Annotated in this window: 16 protein-coding genes and 1 pseudogene; 11 read left to right on the forward strand and 6 right to left on the reverse strand. The window is 54.5% G+C overall.

The features are described from left to right. Positions 1–40 precede the first annotated feature (40 nt). The 3 genes from rbfA to rpsO all read left to right on the forward strand — a co-directional run bounded on the left by rbfA (position 41) and on the right by rpsO (position 1,832). On the forward strand, positions 41–475 hold the full coding sequence (gene rbfA, locus CUC53_RS09345; protein ID WP_100293906.1) for a 30S ribosome-binding factor RbfA: 435 nt from the start codon (positions 41–43) through the stop codon (positions 473–475). A 1-nt stretch (position 476) separates the two neighbouring features. Next, on the forward strand, positions 477–1,424 hold the full coding sequence (gene truB / locus CUC53_RS09350; protein WP_100293907.1) for a tRNA pseudouridine(55) synthase TruB: 948 nt from the start codon (positions 477–479) through the stop codon (positions 1,422–1,424). 138 nt (positions 1,425–1,562) lie between these two features. Beyond that, positions 1,563–1,832 (forward strand): 30S ribosomal protein S15, encoded by a 270-nt coding sequence (rpsO, locus tag CUC53_RS09355; protein WP_100293908.1) that lies wholly within the window; start codon positions 1,563–1,565, stop codon positions 1,830–1,832. A 260-nt stretch (positions 1,833–2,092) separates the two neighbouring features. On the opposite strand, the gene lysE is transcribed toward rpsO, so the two are convergent. Further along, on the reverse strand, positions 2,093–2,710 hold the full coding sequence (gene lysE, locus CUC53_RS09360; RefSeq protein WP_100293909.1) for an L-lysine exporter: 618 nt from the start codon (positions 2,708–2,710) through the stop codon (positions 2,093–2,095). Positions 2,711–3,073: 363 nt separating this feature from the next. On the opposite strand from lysE, the gene CUC53_RS09365 reads away from it, so the two are divergent. Beyond that, positions 3,074–4,531, forward strand: a complete 1,458-nt coding sequence (locus CUC53_RS09365; protein WP_100293910.1) for an aminoacyl-histidine dipeptidase — start codon at positions 3,074–3,076, stop codon at positions 4,529–4,531. Positions 4,532–4,698: 167 nt separating this feature from the next. Here the strand turns inward: CUC53_RS09365 and CUC53_RS09370 are convergent, their stop codons facing one another. The 4 genes from CUC53_RS09370 to barA form a co-directional block, all read right to left on the reverse strand. Continuing rightward, positions 4,699–5,166 (reverse strand): Dps family protein, encoded by a 468-nt coding sequence (locus CUC53_RS09370; RefSeq protein WP_100293911.1) that lies wholly within the window; start codon positions 5,164–5,166, stop codon positions 4,699–4,701. A gap of 305 nt (positions 5,167–5,471) precedes the next feature. Then, positions 5,472–6,344, reverse strand: a complete 873-nt coding sequence (locus CUC53_RS09375; RefSeq protein WP_167386724.1) for an N-acetylmuramoyl-L-alanine amidase — start codon at positions 6,342–6,344, stop codon at positions 5,472–5,474. Between the two features lie 18 nt (positions 6,345–6,362). Then, a complete protein-coding gene (locus tag CUC53_RS09380) occupies positions 6,363–6,842 on the reverse strand; it encodes a YehS family protein (RefSeq protein ID WP_100293913.1) in 480 nt (159 codons plus the stop codon). An 89-nt stretch (positions 6,843–6,931) separates the two neighbouring features. Next, entirely contained in the window at positions 6,932–9,640 is a 2,709-nt protein-coding gene (gene barA, locus CUC53_RS09385; protein ID WP_100293914.1) for a two-component sensor histidine kinase BarA, read from the reverse strand. 76 nt (positions 9,641–9,716) lie between these two features. On the opposite strand from barA, the gene rlmD reads away from it, so the two are divergent. The 5 genes from rlmD (at position 9,717) to eno (ending at position 17,495) form a co-directional block, all read left to right on the forward strand. Continuing rightward, positions 9,717–11,039: a 23S rRNA (uracil(1939)-C(5))-methyltransferase RlmD gene (rlmD, locus tag CUC53_RS09390; protein ID WP_100293915.1), complete on the forward strand. Its 1,323-nt coding sequence runs from the start codon at positions 9,717–9,719 to the stop codon at positions 11,037–11,039. Between the two features lie 195 nt (positions 11,040–11,234). Next, on the forward strand, positions 11,235–13,448 hold the full coding sequence (gene relA / locus CUC53_RS09395; RefSeq protein ID WP_100293916.1) for a GTP diphosphokinase: 2,214 nt from the start codon (positions 11,235–11,237) through the stop codon (positions 13,446–13,448). A gap of 79 nt (positions 13,449–13,527) precedes the next feature. Next, entirely contained in the window at positions 13,528–14,325 is a 798-nt protein-coding gene (mazG, locus tag CUC53_RS09400) for a nucleoside triphosphate pyrophosphohydrolase (protein ID WP_100293917.1), read from the forward strand. 141 nt (positions 14,326–14,466) lie between these two features. Then, the gene (gene pyrG / locus CUC53_RS09405) at positions 14,467–16,104 is read left to right on the forward strand and encodes a glutamine hydrolyzing CTP synthase (RefSeq protein ID WP_100293918.1); all 1,638 of its coding nucleotides are present in this window, start codon (positions 14,467–14,469) and stop codon (positions 16,102–16,104) included. Between the two features lie 89 nt (positions 16,105–16,193). Further along, positions 16,194–17,495 (forward strand): phosphopyruvate hydratase, encoded by a 1,302-nt coding sequence (gene eno, locus CUC53_RS09410; RefSeq protein WP_100293919.1) that lies wholly within the window; start codon positions 16,194–16,196, stop codon positions 17,493–17,495. Positions 17,496–17,637: 142 nt separating this feature from the next. Here the strand turns inward: eno and CUC53_RS19575 are convergent, their stop codons facing one another. Then, on the reverse strand, positions 17,638–17,766 hold the full coding sequence (locus tag CUC53_RS19575; RefSeq protein ID WP_420808055.1) for a GntT/GntP/DsdX family permease: 129 nt from the start codon (positions 17,764–17,766) through the stop codon (positions 17,638–17,640). A 183-nt stretch (positions 17,767–17,949) separates the two neighbouring features. Here CUC53_RS19575 and CUC53_RS19225 point away from each other — a divergent pair. Together CUC53_RS19225 and CUC53_RS19230 are read left to right on the forward strand one after the other, a co-directional pair. After that, a pseudogene (locus tag CUC53_RS19225) lies at positions 17,950–18,168 on the forward strand (PAAR domain-containing protein); the annotation flags it as partial. Between the two features lie 132 nt (positions 18,169–18,300). Then, on the forward strand, positions 18,301–18,924 hold a 624-nt coding region (locus CUC53_RS19230; RefSeq protein WP_236757897.1), incomplete at its 3' end, for a hypothetical protein.

The following is an 18,924-nucleotide window of genomic DNA, read 5'->3' on the forward strand; positions in this document are numbered from 1 at the left end:
AATAGGGGGGCCACGGCCCCCTTTTATCGCAGGATAGAATATGGCCAGAGAATTTAGCCGGACCAATCGGGTCGGCCAGCAGATACAGCGTGAAATTGCGTTGATCCTGCAGCGTGAAGTGAAAGATCCTCGCATAGGCATGGTCACCGTATCTGATGTAAATGTGTCTAAAGACCTCAATTACGCCAAGGTCTATGTCACCTTTTTGCAGTTAGATAATGATGATGAACAAATTAAAGAGGGGCTCAAAGGCCTGACGGAGGCTGCTGGCTATATTCGTAGCTTGCTCGGCAGTGCCATGCGTTTGCGGGTCGTCCCTGAGCTGCGCTTCTACTATGACCAGACCCTAGTGGAAGGAATGCGTCTCTCTAATTTGGTCACCAATACGGTACGTGAAGATAATCGGCGTATGGCAGAAGCTGGTCGTGATAACGAGGCGCACTCTGCGTCAGATGACATAAAGGATGAAGGCTGAGATGTCTCGTAGACGTCGTTTTAAGGGCCGCGAGGTACACGGTATCTTGCTGTTGGACAAACCAACCGGCCTGACTTCTAATGATGTGTTGCAGAAAGTCAAACGGATTTATAACGCAGCCAAAGCCGGTCACACCGGTGCACTCGATCCGCTAGCGACCGGTATGTTGCCTATCTGTCTTGGAGAGGCAACAAAGTTCTCGCAATACCTACTCGATGCAGACAAGCGTTATGAAGTGACAGCCAAGCTTGGTGAACGTACCAACACCAGTGACGCAGACGGTGAAGTTGTTGCAACTCGAGTGGTGGATGTCACTATGGCACGTTTGCTTGCATCACTGGATCAGTTTCGTGGTGCGATCATGCAAGTCCCTTCCATGTACTCTGCGCTCAAACACAACGGACGTCCTCTTTACGAGTATGCCCGCGAAGGCATCGAAATAGAACGCGAAGCGCGTCCTATCACGATCTTCGAATTGAAATTAATCAGTTTCGAAGCGAGCGAACTGAAGCTGGAAGTGCATTGCAGCAAAGGTACTTATATTCGCTCACTGGTTGATGACTTGGGCGAGCTACTCGGCTGTGGCGCACATGTCACCCAGCTTCGTCGTACCCAAGTGGCCAGCTATCCCTATGAAAGGATGCTGATGCTGGACGAGCTCGAGCGCCGTTTCGAACAGGCCAAAGCGGACGGTATCTCACCGCGTGATCACCTTGATCCCCTTTTACTGCCTATGGACACGGCCGTCTCAGTATTGCCAGAGGTCAACATGCCGACAGCTGTTGCAGCCTATGTGAACCAAGGCCAAGCCGTCCAAGTGTCTGCTGCGCCTGACCGAGGGCAAGTCCGGATGACAGTGGGCGTAGAGCGTCTGTTCATTGGCGTAGGTGAGATCGACGATGAGGGGCGTGTCGCACCCAAACGCCTGGTGCGTTATAACGACGAATAGTCATCACCATGTCCGTTCGCGGTGTTGCTGATTTTTACCGTTGCTAAAACAGCGTGTGATGATTATAATTCCGCCCCTATTTCACGGCTGAATTAGAGATTGGCTGTGAACCTTTCAACACTCTACTGGAGTATTACTATGTCTCTAAATACTGAGATCAAAGCTCAAATCGTTGCTGATAACGCGCGTTGCGCCAACGACACTGGTTCTCCTGAAGTTCAGGTTGCGTTGCTGACTGCACAAATCAACCACCTGCAAGGTCACTTCAAAGAGCATTCCAAAGATCATCACGGTCGTCGCGGTCTGCTGCGCATGGTTTCCCAGCGTCGTAAGCTGCTGGACTACCTGAAGCGTAAAGACGTTCAGCGTTACGCTGCTCTGATCGCTAAGCTGGGTCTGCGTCGCTAATCTAGCGCGATGAGTCAAAGCCATCAGGCGTTAGCAGTAGTAGGCTGTATCATTTAATCGGCCTTTTGCTGAGTAAAAAACTGAAGCCATCCTTTGATGGCTTCAGTTTTTTTATAGATTTAACGCTGTTCAGGGGGTCTCCCAAAAGGGGAGGTTAACCCGGTAGTGCTGGTCTAATTAGCCCACACGCCTCTCATAAACATGCCCCTTTTTGCTCACATGGCAGTCATCGTGCTGATGTTGTCGACTGAGATCAGTGGTTAACGTGCCACCCCTTCACGGGCTAGCATGAACGCCAATACCAACATAATGATGCCAACCACGCCATCAATGCCCTGTTGTACTCGTCCGCGTGCTAACCAAGGGGAAAGCGCCGCAGCGCCATACGCCAAACTGTAGAACCAGATGATAGATGCCAACATGGCGCCAGCCGCAAACGCAGGACGCTGCTCTTGCTCAAATTGGCTGCCAAAAGAGCCAAGTAACATCAACGTATCCAAATAAACATGGGGATTGAGCAAGGTCACCCCTAAGGTCATCGCGAACACCCCTTGGGCGCTCATCAGCTGAGAGGAGGCAGCCTGCTCCGGTCTTTGCCGTTGCCAAGCGCTGCCGAGTGAGCGAATCCCAAACCAGCTGAGAAATAGAACGCCGCCCCATGTCAGCAGCTGTAAACCGAGTGGGCTCGCAGCCAACAGATTCGCACCGCCGAATACGCCTATGCCAATCAGGACCAGGTCACAAAAGCAGCAGAGTGTGGCGGCTAATAGGTGATGATTACGATATATCCCCCTCGTCAGCACAAAGGCATTCTGGGCTCCCATAGGGATAATCATGGCGAGGCCAAGGGTAAAACCTTGCAAACTAATCATAAGCATGGGATCAGGCGCCAACCGCATGGTTAAAAATGAAAAGGGGTGGCGAGTATAATCACAGCTGCGCCCCTAGAGCAAACTCACCTCGTTAACTTTAAATTCAAATTTAATATCTTTTTATTCACAAAGCACAATGCCCCAACTTCTCCTGTGAATCCTCGTTAATTCGACGTTTTTTTGACACTTAATGTTTTTTCCTGTCACTACCTATCAAGATTCACTGGGATATAGGCTCTTTGCCAGCATAACTCACCGCGCCACATCCCCAAACGCTCACATTTTTCTGCAATTGGCGGTATTATCATGCTCCACCTTTGGCCCGTTCACGCGCCCCTCTTTCATTCCGTGCTGGTAAGGAGTTCTGACATGGCACAACTAAGTTCCTTGTCCCCCCAACTGATTTGGCATTTCTTCGAGCAGATTTGCGCCATTCCTCACCCTTCCAAGCATGAAGCCCGCTTAAGTGCCTGGATTGTCCAGTGGGCGCAAGGGGAAGGCCTGGCGGTTAAGCAGGATAAGGTCGGCAATATCATCATCAAGAAACCGGCTACCTCGGGGATGGAAAATCGCAAAGCGGTGGTGCTGCAAGCTCACATCGACATGGTGCCGCAGGCCAACGCCGATACCCGACACGATTTTGCAACCGATCCCATTGATGCCTATGTCGATGGTGAGTGGGTCACCGCTCGTGGCACCACCCTCGGCGCCGACAACGGCATCGGCATGGCGGGCTGCTTAGCGGTGCTGGCTGACAAGACCATCAAGCACGGCCCGCTGGAAGTGCTTTTGACCACCGACGAAGAGACTGGCATGACCGGTGCCTTCGGTCTGGAAGCGGGTTGGCTAGAGGGGGAGATCCTGCTCAACACTGACTCCGAAGAGGATGGTGAGGTCTACATGGGCTGCGCTGGCGGGGTGGATGCCAATATCCGCTTTCCGCTGGAATTGGTTGATGCCAGCGCCGGCGACGCGGTTGAGCTGACAATTAAAGGTCTACGCGGCGGCCACTCTGGTTGCGACATCCATCGTGGTCGTGGCAACGTCAACAAGTTGTTGGTGCGCCTGCTCAAGGCCGCTGAGCCGCTGGGTATCCGCTTAGCCGAGATCCATGGTGGCACCTTGCGTAATGCCATCCCGCGCGAAGCCCGCGCGACCCTGCTGGTGCCCGCCACTCGCAAAGCGGAGTTTAAGGCGCTGGTTGACCGCTACGCCGGTATCTACCAGAGCGAGCTGGCCGCTACTGAGCCGAACCTGACTTTACTGGTCAACGATACCCCGCCACCGGTCAAGCTGATGAGCCCCTCTTTGCAGCAGCGCCTGCTCGATGCGTTGCAGGCTTGCCCAAACGGGGTGATGCGGATGAGTGATGCGATTCCGGGGGTCACCGAAACCTCCACCAATCTAGGTGTCATCAAGACCCGTGATGGGGAAGTGTTCGTTCAGTGCCTCATCCGTTCCCTGATCGATTCCGGTCGTGAGAGCATCGAGCAGATGACCCGCTCCCTGTTCAACTTGGCAGGCGCCAGCTGCGAATTTACCGGCGCCTACCCAGGTTGGGCGCCCAATGTGGATTCCCCTGTCATGGCGCTGGTGCGCAACAGCTACCAGACTCTGTTCGGTACTCTGCCCAACGTGATGGTGATCCACGCTGGTCTCGAGTGCGGTCTGTTCAAGAGTGCTTATCCACAGTGGGATATGGTCTCGTTCGGTCCGACTATCCGCGGTGCCCACTCGCCGGACGAGAAGGTACACATTCCTGCGGTCGAGCGTTTTTGGCAACTACTGGTACACGTGCTGGAGGCAATTCCAGTCAAGTCACAGTAACCAGCCCTGTGTCGTGTAGGTCGGTGCTCACCAAGCTCAATGCAGGGAGGGCGCCATCCGCAGCACCACTTGTTATTTGATATAAAAAAGCCGCCCAACAGTGAGCGGCAAACGGGGATAAACAGTAGCAATCAGTTAATACGACAGTTCGGCTGTCACAGTGGGATTCACGCCAGATACGCCCGCAGCATCCAGACGAGCTTCTCTTGCTGTTGGATGTAGTCAGAGAGAATCGCAGCCGTTCCCTCATCTCCTGCATCATTGGCCTGTCCCAATATGCGGCGTTGGGCCACCAGCAGTTCACGAAAACCCTCGAGTAATGATTCGACACACGCTCGCCCTTGGCATATCCCCTGCTGTTCAGCAATTGCAGACACCTTGAGGTACTCGCTAAAACTGTGCATCGGCACCCCATCTAAGGTAAGGATTCGCTCGGCCAACGCGTCGACCTTCAGCAGCAGGTCGTTATAGATCTCTTCAAATTTCAAGTGCAACTCGAAGAATTGAGTGCCACGGATATTCCAATGAAAACCGCGTACATTCATGTACAGGATCTGGTAACTGGCCAACAGCCGATTCAACTCTGCCGCCAACAGGCGTGACTGTGCAGTATCAAGACCAATCGGGCTTTTCATCATTTACCTCCAAAAGAGCAGTGCAATTGACTCACTGCGATAATTCGAACGCTGTTTAGCACCGATCAACCGACCTACTTACTGAGCGTCGTAAGACGGATTACGCAGCGTGTGCGAAGAGCGATCATCGTAGGATGTCAGACCAAACATGGGCCTGTAGGACCACCGCTATAGACCTAACGGGATAAGTTCTTAAGTGACGTGATGATGTTATCGGCAGGCGGCAGCAATAGATAATCGCTATTACCTGCCGATTTCATAGTAATGAACTATCAACACGAGCAGGCACAGCGATAAACGCAGGATCAATGGCCGTACTTGTCGAGCAGCGCCATCAAGATGGCTTGGCACTCGCGATCGGGTTCACCATTAACCAGAGTAGGGCGAAAGTGCAGCTGAAAAGCCCTCAGTACCGCCCGGCTCTGCTCATCCCACTGACCGCTAGCGGTCAGCCCATAACCGTAACGGGCCAGTTGTTGCTGCCACGTGGTGACGTCCCACTGTGGTAGCGGACTGGCCAGTAATGCGCTAACCCGCTTGTCATCAGGCCAAGCGCCCACCCCATATTCGAGGTAGAGCTGGCGCCAAGGGAAGTGAGGGCCGGGGTCTTGTTTGCGCTCTGGGGCGATGTCGCTATGTGCCAACACCTGCGTCGGCGGGATCTGATAGCGAGCGACTAAATCCCGACTCAGCGCGCCCACCGCAGCAATTTGGGCTGCGGTGTAGGGTTGCCAATGCCGCTGGTGAGGGGGCAACACGTCATCTTGTGGTGGGTAACCCAGATTGACAATTTCAATGCCAAGCGAGCTGGCGTTGAGCGCGGTATTTTGCTGCCAACGGCTACGCCCCGCATGCCACGCTCGCTGGCTGTCAGGTACTAACTGATACACCAGTGGCGGTTGCAGTTGTTGCTCGCGGGGAACCAAGTAGTGAGCACTGACTTGATGCTCGGCCTTGGTCAACAAACGCAAAGAGGTGGCGTCATCCTCATCGGTGTAATGGAGGATTAAAAAAGCAATGCGTGGGTTCTGATTATCACTCGGATAACGATCCGAGAGCTGGTAAGCCGGATGCTGGCAGCCAGTGAGCCACCCACTCGCGCAGAGTAACAGCAGCGATAAACGCCACTTGGCCAGCACCGGCCAACGGCGGTTAGCGCATAAGAGGCGTTCACTCATCATTAACTGCCTTATCACTCAGACGCGATATTTGGCGGTGAGGCCGATCAGGAAATTGCGCAAAATCTGGTCACCACAATCTTGATAGTGTTTGTGATCTTTGGCGCGAAACAGTGCGCTTAACTCAGACTTGGAGAGGTTGAAGTCTGCTAATTTGAGGGTGCCGAGCATGTCCTCCTCTTTGAAATTAAGGCCAATACGCAGTTTACGCAGGATCATGTTGTTATTGATCCGGTTGGGGATAACTTGGACTGGGGCATCTGCTCGCACCCCACGGCGCGCGATAATAAAACCATCCAAAAACTGGCTCAAGGCGGCATCGGGGCAAGCGACATAGCCAGCGTCTGGCGTTTCCCCTTCGGCGGCCTCTTTCATCAACCAGCCGTGTAACTGACTATGGGTGACCGTCAGGTTACCCTTAGCAAACATGTCAACCATCTGGTCATTGCTGATGGTCAGGGCGTAGCGCAAGCGGCGCAGAATATCGTTATTGGTCATGTTGACTCCTTCAGAAACCGAGCCACTCTACCATTTGCCTCGCTTGGCGTCAGAAAAAGCGGCCTGACGGCACCTGTCCACCTAGTTAGCTACAGGTAACGAGGCGCCTCTTGCCGCACCTGTTCAAGGGCATCTTGCAACTCTAACAACTCAGGCTCTAGCTCAGTCACAGCGACCCCGTCACGTAATTGCTGCTCAAGTTGGGTCAGCAATCGCTGTAAACCGGGTACGCCCGAATAGGCACACCCCCCGTTAAGACGATGGAGATGGGCGAGCACTTCGTCATCTTGCAGCTCGCCAGCAAGCGCAGCGTTTAGCGCCCATTCAACCTCATCAAAGCTCACCAACAACATCGCCAACATCTCTTTGGCCAACCCCTCTTTCCCTCCCGCCTGACGGATAGCGAGCGCCCAGTCGATCTGTTGATTGCCATGATGTTGGTGGCGACGGTGGGCAAAATCGGTGATGAGTTGTGCCAACATGCCCTCATCAATCGGTTTAGCCAGATAATCATCCATACCTTGGCGGATCAGACGTTCCCGCTCCCCAGGAATCGCGTGGGCAGTGACTGCCACGATCGGGGTCTCGGTATTAAGCGACTGACTGCGGATCACCTGGGTTGCACTGATGCCATCCATGATCGGCATCTGGATATCCATAAAGATGATGTCAAACGGCTGGCATTGGGCTTGTAGTACTGCTTCTTTACCGTTTTTACAGACCACCACTTGGCTCACCATCTCCTTGAGCATGGCGGCAATAAGCTTCAGGTTGGCGGCGTTATCATCTACCGCCAAGACAGTGATCGGTGCGATCTGGCGTGTTATCACCTCAGTTGCTTGCGGGATGGGGCGGGGCGCATCCGGCGAGAGCAAGGCGTGCAATAGTTTGCGATGGTTGACTGGTTTCGAGAGGCAATGGAGCGCACCGTGCGCTCGCATCGCTTCATACAGTGCCGGTTCATGGCTGCTGAGCAGCACGATGGTATTGTGCTGGTGGGTGAGCGTATCGAGACGATGGACCACCTGCTGCGACGTGTGTAACGCACTGCTGCCGATGATCACTATCTCCTCAGCGGCTAATTCAGGCCACGGGGCATCTAAAGACAATGGCTGGACATCTAATTGCCATTCGACAAGCTGGGCCTGCAACGCAGCTTGCGTGAACAGGTCAGGTTCTAACAGCCAAACCCGCTTGCCCTTGATGCGGTCCAGTGGCAGCTGATCGGCCTGCGGCAGTGGGGAGACCGCCACTTCCAAACTAAACGCGAAGATCGATCCTTTGCCAAGCTCTGACTCAAAATGGATCTGCCCTCCCATTTGCTGCACCAGCTTTTGGGTGATGACCAAGCCAAGGCCGGTACCCCCGTAGCGACGAGAAACGGAAGAGTCAGCTTGGTTGAAGGCTTGAAACAGCTGTTGTTGTTGCTCCTGTGAGATCCCGATCCCCGTATCACAAATCTGAACATCAAGCTGCACGTGGTGTTCATCACTACCAAGCACGGCGATATGCACATCCACATTACCGCGCTCCGTGAATTTGATGGCATTACCAGTGAGATTGGTGAGCACCTGTTGCAGGCGCATCGGGTCACCGGTCAGGTAGTCCGGCACATCGGCATCTACCCGCAGCGAGAGCTCAAGTTGTTTGTCATGAGCACTGGGGCCAAGCAGATGCATGGTCTCGTTAAGGGTATCGCGCAGGCTAAACGGGATGTGCTCTAGCTGCAGCTTGCCCGCTTCTAGCTTCGAAAAATCGAGGATGTCATTGATGATACCGAGCAGGTTAAGCGCGGACTTCTCGATAGTCTGCATGTAATCGGTTTGGCTGGGGGATAGCGTGGTCTTGAGCAACTGGCGGGTAAAGCCAATGACCCCATGCAGCGGAGTGCGCAGCTCATGGGACATGTTAGCGAGAAACTCCGACTTAACCCGCGCGGCCTCCTGCGCCCGTTTTTTTGCCAGATCGAGCTGCACGTTCTGGATCTCGATCTGCTCTAGCGTCTCGCGCAAGTCTGAGGTGGCCTGATCGATATTTTGCTGCATCTCTTCATGATATTCAGAGAGCGCCTTTGCCATCGCATTAATGCCATTTCTCAGCATATCGAGCTCACCGGTGAGCTGGCCACTGACGCGGGTATCCAGTCGTCCTTCTCGGATTTTGTGCACGGCCTGCACCATATGAGTGATCGGCTGAGTCACGCTCTTAACCAATCTAAAGCCAAATACGGTGCTAGACGCCACCCCCATGATCACCATGAGCACGGCAAAAAAGGTATCGCGATAGTGGAGCAACATGGCGCGATCGGTGGTCATCTGCATCGAGATGTAGCCAATCATCGGCGGAGCGACATCATTAGGCAGCGGAAAACCGTCCATGCTGGTCTCAGCTTGGATAGGGGTGCGCAAAATAATATCGTCGCCCACTTGAGTCACACTGGTGAGGTCTGGGATTGGGCTGCCATTGGGCAAACGCAGTTTGGTGAAATCCCTGTGGTAATTCGAGGTCACAAACAGCTGGTTATCTTGGGTAAAGACGGCGATCGACTTGATGATGGGGGAGTTTTTACGGTGCGTGAGCCCAATTAATCGTTTCAGTGACTCTCGGCTGTGTTGAGTCATCCCGTATTCACTGGCAATCGCCAGCGGCTCAATAATATTGATGCCTTGATCGATGAGATTATTTTCCAGCTGCTGATAACGATGGAAGGAGAAATAACTGGCCATGAAGGCGCCAATACACAAGGTAGGCAAGATGGTAAAAGCAAGGACGCGCGCTCTCAGGCCGTATTTGGTCATACTATCGTTCTTGTGGGACAATCTTCGGCTGCAGATACCTCAATCATGACATAGCCACCTATAGGCACCAAGTTTTATGGCCCAGTTTTTCAAGCCCCAAAAAAAGCCCATTCAATCCCAACGTATTGAATTAACAGTAGACAGCCTCGATCACCACTGTGTCGGTATCGGCCGCCATCAAGGCAAAGCCATTTTCGTCGAAGGGGCACTGCCCGGCGAATTGGTTAAGGTACGTATCACCGAGGAGAAGAAGCAGTACGGCCATGGTGCGCTACAGCAAGTGCTCACCCCTGCCACCAACCGCACCGCATCCTTTTGCAGCCACTATCGCGAATGCGGCGGTTGCAGCGCTCAACACATGTCGATTGCTGATCAGCAAGCGGCCAAGGCCGCCGGACTGGTCAGCCTGTTCGAGCGGTTGGGCAACATCAAGGCGCCGACGCTAGAACCGGTGCTGGCCGGTGTAGATCGCGCTTACCGTCGGGTCTGTCGTCTGGCCATCAAATTTGACAAAAACGGTCGCTGCACCCGAGTCGGTTTTCGCCGGCGTAACAGCAACGATCTGGTGGAGATCGACGGCTGCCCAGTGCTGGCAGATCCACTCTCAGCGTTGATCCCTGCACTGCGTGAGTGCCTCAATCGCCTGAAGAGTCAGCGCGAACTGGGCCACGCTGAGCTTATCCAGGCCGAGCAGGGGATCATGATATTGCTGCGCCACACCGGCCGCCCCAATGAGGCTGATCGCGCTTTGCTGGTGGCGTTTGCCAAGGCGCAGGGGATCGACCTCTATCTGCAGGCGGCCGACGATCGCATCGAAGCGCTGCAGCAACAATTTTCCCCATCCTACTCATTAGATGGCCTGTTTCTTGCTTTCGCTCCCGGTGATTTCATTCAGGTCAACGGCCACATCAACCAAGGTATGGTGGAACAGGCGCTAGCATGGCTTGGGGCGAGTAAAACGGACAAGGTGCTGGATCTGTTCTGTGGCATTGGTAATTTCACCTTGCCGTTGGCCCGTCATGCTCGTGAGGTGGTCGGGGTTGAGGGTGATCTTGCTATGGTGACCCGTGCCGAGCACAACGCTCAGCACAATGGCATGACTAATGCGCGTTTTTACAAAGCCGATTTAAGTGATGACATTGCGGGTATGTCGTGGGCACGGGAAGGCTTTGATCTGGTATTGCTCGACCCTGCTCGTCCCGGCGCGCTAGAGGTGATGCCACACATCGTCAAACTCGCACCAAAACGGGTGGTTTATGTCTCCTGCAATCCAGTTACCTTGGCTCGGGATAGCCAAGTATTGGTCAAAGGAGGCTATCGCCTGACACGCCTGGGTATGCTCGATATGTTTCCCCATACAGGGCATCTCGAATCCATGGCGCTGTTTGAACAAGCGTGATGACAACATTATCAACCCTATTTGTCATCCCTTGGTTGGAGTACCCTAACGCTGTCTTTTTTTAGCTTGGTGATAAGGCTGGCCAAAGGAGGATGGCTCTTGAAAAACAGAGTGCTAGTCCCCATTTGAAGCGGTCTGATAACGTGTGGCCTACAGGTGTCAGCCTTCGGCCCAACAATTTGAAGGATTGAAACCATGGTTGCGGTTCGCGATATTCACTTGAAAGACAACTTCACCCTAGAGGAGTGGGTCAGTTCGCTCTCCTTAAGTGACAGTGATAAAAATCAGCTGCGAACCGTCTACCAATACTGTCTCAGCCAAGGTGATGAAGCGCTAGCCAATAAATTACTGGTCCGTGGTATCGAGATGGTGGGCATCCTATTGATGCTCAGCATGGACATTATCACCCTCAAAGCCGCCATCATTTACCCCTTCGTCGAGGCCGGCGTCATCAGCCAAGCGCAGATGGACGAAGATTTCGGCCCGAAAATCGCCAAGCTGGTGGAAGGGGTGCTGGAGATGGAGGCGATCCGCTCCCTGCAGACGCTCCATCGCAGTGAAACTGCACCGGAACAGGTCGATAACGTACGCCGGATGCTGCTCGCCATGGTCGAAGATGTGCGGGCCGTGGTGATCAAGCTCGCAGAGCGGATCGCTTGCCTGCGGGAAGCGAAGACGGCAGATGAAGAGACTCGGGTGTTGATGGCCCAGGAGATCACCAACATCTATGCGCCGCTCGCCAACCGTCTGGGCATCGGCCAGCTCAAATGGGAGCTGGAAGATCTCGCCTTCCGTTACCTGCACCCAGATACCTACAAGCAGATTGCGAAACAGCTCGATGAAAAGCGACTCGACCGCGAGCGCTACATCCGCGAGTTTGTGCAATCCCTACGTAATGGACTGCAAGAGGCGGGGGTTGATGCCGAGGTGTACGGCCGCCCGAAACATATCTACAGCATCTGGCGCAAGATGCAGAAAAAACACCTCGAATTTAACGAGCTATTCGACGTACGTGCGGTGCGAGTGGTCACCAAACGACTGCAAGATTGTTATGCAGCCTTAGGAATCGTACATACCCAGTTCCACCACATTCCCCGCGAGTTTGACGACTATGTCGCCAATCCCAAGCCTAATGGCTACCAATCGATCCATACCGTCGTTGTCGGGCCTGAGGGCAAGACCGTTGAGATTCAGATCCGTACCGATCAGATGCACCAAGATGCTGAGCTTGGCGTGGCGGCCCACTGGCGCTACAAGGAAGGGGCTCAGACCGCTAGCAAGGCCAGCACCTTCGAAGACAAGATCGAATGGCTGCGTAAGCTACTTGCTTGGCAGGAAGATCTCTCCGAGAGCGGCTCCTTGCTTGAGGATCTGCGCAGCCAGGTATTCGAGGATCGGGTCTATGTGTTCACGCCCAAAGGGGATGTGATCGACTTGCCGGCGGGCGCCACGCCGCTCGATTTTGCCTATCACGTCCACAGCATGATTGGTCACCGCTGTATCGGCGTTAAGATTGACGGCCGGATCGTTCCGTTCACCTATGCGCTGCAAACCGGCGATCAGGTGGAGGTGATCACCCAGAAAGAGCCTAATCCAAGTCGCGACTGGATGAACCCTAATGCCGGCTTCCTGCGCTCCAGCCGAGCGCGCGCCAAAGTCGCTACTTGGTTTCGTAAGCTCGATCGGGACAAAAATATCGTGGCCGGCCGCGAGCTGTTCGAGAAGGAGCTGGATCGCCACAACCTCAGCATGGCCAAGATCGACAAAGGCAACATGCTGCGCCGCTTCAATCTGGAGAGCACCGACGATCTGCTGGCCGGTATTGGCAGTGGCGACATCCGGATCAATCAGGTGCTCAACTATCTCGACACCTGTTACAACAAGCCAACCGCAGAAGAGGAAGATCGCCGCCTACTGGAGAAGCTGGAACAAAAAGCCAATGCGCCATTTCGCCCCAAGGCCAAGGATCACATCGTGGTGGAAGGGGTGGGCAACCTGATGACCCATATCGCCCGCTGTTGCCAGCCCATTCCGGGGGATTCCATTCAGGGCTTTATCACCATGGGCCGTGGCGTCTCGATCCACCGGGACGATTGCGAGCAGCTCAAAGAGCTCTCCCGCCGTAACCCAGAACGGCTGATCGATGCGGTGTGGGGGGAGAACTACTCTGGCGGCTACGGCCTGACCATCCGGATTATCTCCAACGATCGCTCCGGCCTGCTGCGCGATATCACCACGGTGCTGGCCAATGAGAAGATCAACGTGATGGGGGTGCGCTCGCGCTCCAACGTGCGCGAGCAGACCGCCGAGATCGACATGGAGCTGGAGATTTACAACATCAATGCCTTCAACCGAGCACTGGCCAAACTCAGCCAGCTTAATGATGTGATCAGCGCCAAACGCCTCTAATTTTCAACAACCCATTCGTGGCCGACCGTCAGGTCGGTCACTGTTTTCCCCAGCTGTCTGACAACAAAGTGAATAGCCCATGTCTCAACGTTACGACCTCTCTCAACTGCTCGACATCATGACTCGCCTGCGCGACCCACAACACGGCTGCCCTTGGGATCTCAAGCAGAGCTTTCAGAGCATAGTGCCGCACACCCTGGAAGAGGCCTACGAAGTGGCCGATGCCATCGAGACCGAGGATTGGCAGGGGCTGAAAGGGGAGTTGGGCGACCTGCTGTTTCAGGTGGTGTTCTACGCCCAGCTGGGCAAAGAGCAGGGGCTGTTCGATTTTGCCGACATCGTCGACACGGTGAGCGAGAAGCTGATCCGCCGTCATCCCCATGTCTTTTCCGATGCTGACCTTGGCAGCGAGCAGGCAGTGAAAGCCAATTGGGAGGCGGAAAAAGCCAAAGAGCGGGCGGCACTCGATCAAGAGAGCGTGTTGGACGACATTCCCCAGGCGCTGCCGGCCCTGACCCGCGCCGCCAAAATTCAGAAACGCTGTGCGACCGTCGGTTTTGACTGGAAAACCCTTGGCCCAGTCGTGGCCAAAGTCCACGAAGAGATCGACGAGGTGATGGCAGAGGTGCTGATGGCCGATGTAGATGAGGCACGGGTGAGCGATGAGCTCGGTGATTTGCTGTTTGCCACCGTCAATCTGGTGCGTCATCTGGGTAACGATCCTGAGCAAGTACTGCGTGCAGCCAATGCCAAATTCGAGCGCCGCTTTCGTCACGTTGAACAGATGATCGCCGCAGAAGGGCTAAATATCACCGCCTGTTCGCTGGAGAAACTCGATGCCGCGTGGGACCGCGTCAAACAAACTGAGCGAAGTTGATTTGGCGCAAAACGGGCTGATAAAGAGCCTGATAGACTTTTGCGCATTGTTTGGGAGAGGGGGTTTTGCTATGCTGTGTCCCCGTCCTGCTTCATCCCCGAAGCACCCCTTAAAAATCCCTAAACTTCTTTCAGGTTCAGCATGACGACAAAATATATTTTTGTAACTGGTGGCGTTGTTTCATCCCTCGGCAAAGGCATTGCCGCAGCCTCTCTGGCAGCCATTTTGGAAGCCCGTGGTCTGGATGTGACCATCATGAAACTGGACCCTTACATCAACGTGGACCCGGGCACCATGAGCCCGACCCAACACGGTGAAGTATTCGTGACCGAGGACGGGGCCGAAACCGATCTGGATTTGGGCCACTACGAGCGCTTCATCCGCACCAAGATGACCCGTCGTAACAACTTCACCACCGGCCGCATCTACGCCGATGTGCTGCGTAAAGAGCGCCGTGGTGACTATCTGGGCGCTACCATTCAGGTCATCCCGCACATCACCAACGCCATCAAAGAGCGGGTGATTGCGGGGGCCGAAGGTCATCAGGTGGCCATCGTCGAAGTGGGCGGCACGGTAGGTGACATTGAATCACTGCCATTTCTTGAAGCTATCCGCCAGCTGGCCACCAACGTTGGCCGCAACAACGCCATGTTTATGCACCTGACCTTGGTGCCCTATCTGGCAGCGGCCGGTGAAGTAAAAACCAAGCCGACCCAGCACTCGGTCAAAGAGCTGCTCTCCATCGGTATTCAGCCCGATGTGCTGATTTGCCGCTCTGATCGCGCTATTCCAGCCAACGAGCGGGCCAAGATTGCCCTGTTCTGTAACGTGCCGGAGCGTGCCGTCATCTCCATGAAAGACGTCAACTCCATCTATAAGATCCCAGCACTGCTCAAATCCCAAGGGCTTGATGGCTACATCACCGAGCGCTTCGGCATCGACTGCAAAGAGGCCGATCTGGCCGAGTGGGAGCAGGTTGTCTTCGAAGAGGCCAACCCGACTGCAGAAGTGACTATCGGTATGGTCGGCAAATACGTTTCGCTGCCGGATGCCTACAAGTCTGTCAACGAAGCCCTCAAGCACGGTGGTTTGAAAACCCGCCACTCCGTCAATATCAAGTACATCGACTCCCAAGATATCGAGACCCGTGGCGCCGAGTTGCTGGAAGGTCTGGACGCGATCTTGGTGCCGGGTGGCTTCGGTGAACGTGGCGTGGAAGGCAAAATTCTGGCGGCGCAGTATGCGCGTGAAAACAAGATCCCTTACTTGGGGATCTGCCTCGGTATGCAGGTTGCCATGATCGAATTTGCTCGCAACGTGGCGGGCATGGCAGGGGCTCACTCCTCCGAATTTAAGAAAGATTGCGCCTATCCGGTGGTCGGCCTTATCACCGAATGGGTAGATGAAGAAGGCAACGTCGAGACCCGTACCGAGAAGTCCGATCTAGGCGGCACCATGCGTTTGGGCTCCCAGCTCTGCCACTTGGTCGAAGACTCCAAGGTGCGTCAGATGTACGGCAGCCCGACCATTTACGAGCGTCACCGTCACCGTTACGAAGTGAACAACAAGTTGCTGCCGCAGATTGAAGCGGCAGGTCTGAAAGTGACCGGTCTTTCCGCTGACAAGAAGCTGGTGGAAATCATCGAGATCCCGGATCATCCGTGGTTCGTGGCCGCGCAGTTCCACCCGGAGTTCACCTCAACTCCCCGTGATGGCCACGCCCTGTTTGCCGGTTTTGTGAAGGCGGCAGGCGAGTATCAGAAGCGTAATTTGAAGTAATTGAAAATAAATGCGGTTGGGGCACTGGGCCACAGCCGCTTTTTTTGGCATATTTTTGTTGTTTTTTTACGAAACCTGAGGAAATACACATGTCCAAGATCGTTAAAGTCATCGGTCGTGAAATCATCGACTCCCGTGGTAACCCGACCGTTGAGGCCGAAGTTCATCTGGAAGGTGGTTTTGTTGGTATGGCAGCCGCTCCGTCTGGCGCGTCCACCGGTTCGCGCGAAGCGCTGGAACTGCGTGACGGCGACAAGAGCCGTTTCCTAGGTAAAGGTGTCCTCAAAGCCCTCGAAGCCGTCAACGGCCCGATCGCGCAGGCGCTGCTGGGTAAAGACGCTAAAGATCAGGCCGCTGTTGACCAGATCATGATCGACCTCGACGGTACTGAGAACAAATCCAAGTTCGGCGCCAACGCCATTCTGGCGGTTTCTCTGGCTAACGCCAAAGCGGCTGCTGCTGCCAAAGGCATGCCGCTGTATGCCCACATCGCTGAGCTGAACGGCACCCCGGGTGTTTACTCCATGCCGCTGCCGATGATGAACATCATCAACGGTGGTGAGCACGCCGACAACAACGTCGACATCCAGGAGTTCATGATCCAGCCAGTTGGCGCCAAGACCCTGAAAGAAGCCGTTCGCATGGGCGCTGAAGTGTTCCACAACCTGGCCAAAGTGCTCAAATCCAAGGGGTACAACACTGCCGTAGGTGACGAAGGTGGTTTCGCTCCTAACCTGAAATCCAACGCCGAAGCGCTGGAAGTGATCGCTGAAGCCGTTGCCGTTGCCGGTTACAAACTGGGCACCGACATCACTCTGGCGATGGACTGCGCGGCTTCCGAGTTCTACGACGCAGAGAAGAAAGAGTACAACCTCAAAGGCGAGGGCCGTGTTTTCACCTCCAACGGTTTCTCCGACTTCCTGGCTGACCTGACCACCAAGTTCCCGATCGTCTCCATCGAAGATGGCTTGGACGAATCTGACTGGGAAGGTTTCGCTTACCAGACTGCTGAACTGGGCAAGAAAATCCAGATCGTGGGTGACGACCTGTTCGTAACCAACACCAAGATCCTCAAGCGCGGTATCGACAACGGCATCGCCAACTCCATCCTGATCAAGTTCAACCAGATCGGTTCCCTGACCGAAACTCTGGCTGCTATCAAGATGGCCAAAGACGCTGGCTACACGGCCGTCATCTCCCACCGCTCCGGTGAGACCGAAGACGCCACCATCGCCGACCTGGCTGTGGGTACCGCTGCTGGCCAGATCAAGACCGGTTCCATGAGCCGTTCTGACCGTGTTGCCAAGTACAACCAGCTGATCCGTATCGAAGAAGCGCTGGGTGCCAAAGCGCCTTTCCGCGGTCTGAAAGAAGTTAAAAACCAGGCTTAATTTGCTGGTTTACCAGCCTCGGCTGGCATGAAAAAAACCGAAACCCTTGGGTTTCGGTTTTTTTATGGCGGCGGAACAACCCTATGTAGGGAGAACGCCCCATTATGCTTCGGTAATCTAAAGGTTGGCTGCTACGTGGTGCTCAAAAAGGTGGAAGGGCTAATTCTGTCGTAGCCACACCGAGCGGACCTGGGGTCGGTGGCACCGTGTGGTGGGTCACCACTAAGCCACCCGCCAGCGCCACCCCGAGGGTAAGCAGAGACCCGCACACCGTGTCATTGTCGCGCAAACGAGGCCCATGTAAGAAAAGCCTTAAATTCTACGCGGTGATGGGCTTCCGCTGACCCCATCTGCTGCCTGTGGCACAATATTGCTTTCATCTGCAGCGACCGCAGATGGCTACGGATGTACCACAGCGACGAGCATACAACGAGCGCAATAACGGGATACGCAGATGCACTACGGAATTGGGATCGGTTCAAAAACCTCGACAGGGGGTGAAGTGATCGAGGGAAACTCGTCCGTCCTATTTGATGGCATGGTAGCGAGTTCCATCGGGCATATGGCGACGTGTAAAGCGTGCAAAAAAGGGATCGGGCCCATCGTCGGGGTGGGGCCGCGAGATTGCACGTTACCGGCGGGACTAGCGGCGAGGGCGGGTGATTATGTTGCGTGTGATTGCCCGCCAGGCGCCAACGTTTTACTACCCGTGGGGACGATCCAGATAGGTGCATATGGTGCAACGGGGGCTGCTGCTATGAGGTCTTCCGCGTTTGCGACGCCAGCCCCAGCAGAAAGCCGCGTAGTGGAACAAGGTAGTGCAGAGTTGGCCGAGTCATTAAAGGGGGCGGTGTGGCCACCGTACAACCCGATGACGGGGGAAGATTTGACCGACAAGTTGCGAGCGGCGCTGGAAGCGAACCACAAGAAGGCGATCATTTTGACGCTGGCGGATGCGGCGGCGACCTTGAAAGACATGGCCGAGGAGCTGGCGGGAGAGCTCAAGGACAAGGCGGATACTTTTTCGTGGGAGAAGGACGGCACCAAGACATTAGAGACGGCTAATACTGCGAATGACTGGGGCGGATATGGTGCGGCAGTTTATAAAGCCTACGACCTAGCCAAGCAATTTGGCGATTATGGCGTTAAGGCTGACGTATTTACCTCTAAGGGTAAGGAATATATCGCTATTACGACTAAAAATAATGGCGAAAAAATATTACGGCATGTATTAGTTAACGGTGTGCGGGTTAAATTAAATGGCCATAAATATCGGGTAAATAATTATAAAGTTATTCAACTTGGTTTAGGGCCAGCTAGTCGTGCTGCTGGATATAAAGGCGCAGCGGCGGTGACATTTATTATATCAGCGACGATCAACACGAACGAACTGGTGTTCAATGATAATTACCACCTTGTGGACTGGTTT

It is taken from the genome of Aeromonas cavernicola, assembly GCF_002795305.1.
Lineage (GTDB): Bacteria > Pseudomonadota > Gammaproteobacteria > Enterobacterales > Aeromonadaceae > Aeromonas > Aeromonas cavernicola.

What these genes read in the sequence shown, in the direction of transcription:
- rbfA (WP_100293906.1), top strand. Translation starts at nt 41, where the DNA reads ATGGCCAGAGAATTTAGCCGGACCAATCGGGTCGGCCAGCAGATACAG.
- truB (WP_100293907.1), top strand. Translation starts at nt 477, where the DNA reads ATGTCTCGTAGACGTCGTTTTAAGGGCCGCGAGGTACACGGTATCTTG.
- rpsO (WP_100293908.1), top strand. Translation starts at nt 1,563, where the DNA reads ATGTCTCTAAATACTGAGATCAAAGCTCAAATCGTTGCTGATAACGCG.
- lysE (WP_100293909.1), bottom strand. Translation starts at nt 2,710, where the DNA reads ATGCTTATGATTAGTTTGCAAGGTTTTACCCTTGGCCTCGCCATGATT.
- CUC53_RS09365 (WP_100293910.1), top strand. Translation starts at nt 3,074, where the DNA reads ATGGCACAACTAAGTTCCTTGTCCCCCCAACTGATTTGGCATTTCTTC.
- CUC53_RS09370 (WP_100293911.1), bottom strand. Translation starts at nt 5,166, where the DNA reads ATGAAAAGCCCGATTGGTCTTGATACTGCACAGTCACGCCTGTTGGCG.
- CUC53_RS09375 (WP_167386724.1), bottom strand. Translation starts at nt 6,344, where the DNA reads ATGAGTGAACGCCTCTTATGCGCTAACCGCCGTTGGCCGGTGCTGGCC.
- CUC53_RS09380 (WP_100293913.1), bottom strand. Translation starts at nt 6,842, where the DNA reads ATGACCAATAACGATATTCTGCGCCGCTTGCGCTACGCCCTGACCATC.
- barA (WP_100293914.1), bottom strand. Translation starts at nt 9,640, where the DNA reads ATGACCAAATACGGCCTGAGAGCGCGCGTCCTTGCTTTTACCATCTTG.
- rlmD (WP_100293915.1), top strand. Translation starts at nt 9,717, where the DNA reads ATGGCCCAGTTTTTCAAGCCCCAAAAAAAGCCCATTCAATCCCAACGT.
- relA (WP_100293916.1), top strand. Translation starts at nt 11,235, where the DNA reads ATGGTTGCGGTTCGCGATATTCACTTGAAAGACAACTTCACCCTAGAG.
- mazG (WP_100293917.1), top strand. Translation starts at nt 13,528, where the DNA reads ATGTCTCAACGTTACGACCTCTCTCAACTGCTCGACATCATGACTCGC.
- pyrG (WP_100293918.1), top strand. Translation starts at nt 14,467, where the DNA reads ATGACGACAAAATATATTTTTGTAACTGGTGGCGTTGTTTCATCCCTC.
- eno (WP_100293919.1), top strand. Translation starts at nt 16,194, where the DNA reads ATGTCCAAGATCGTTAAAGTCATCGGTCGTGAAATCATCGACTCCCGT.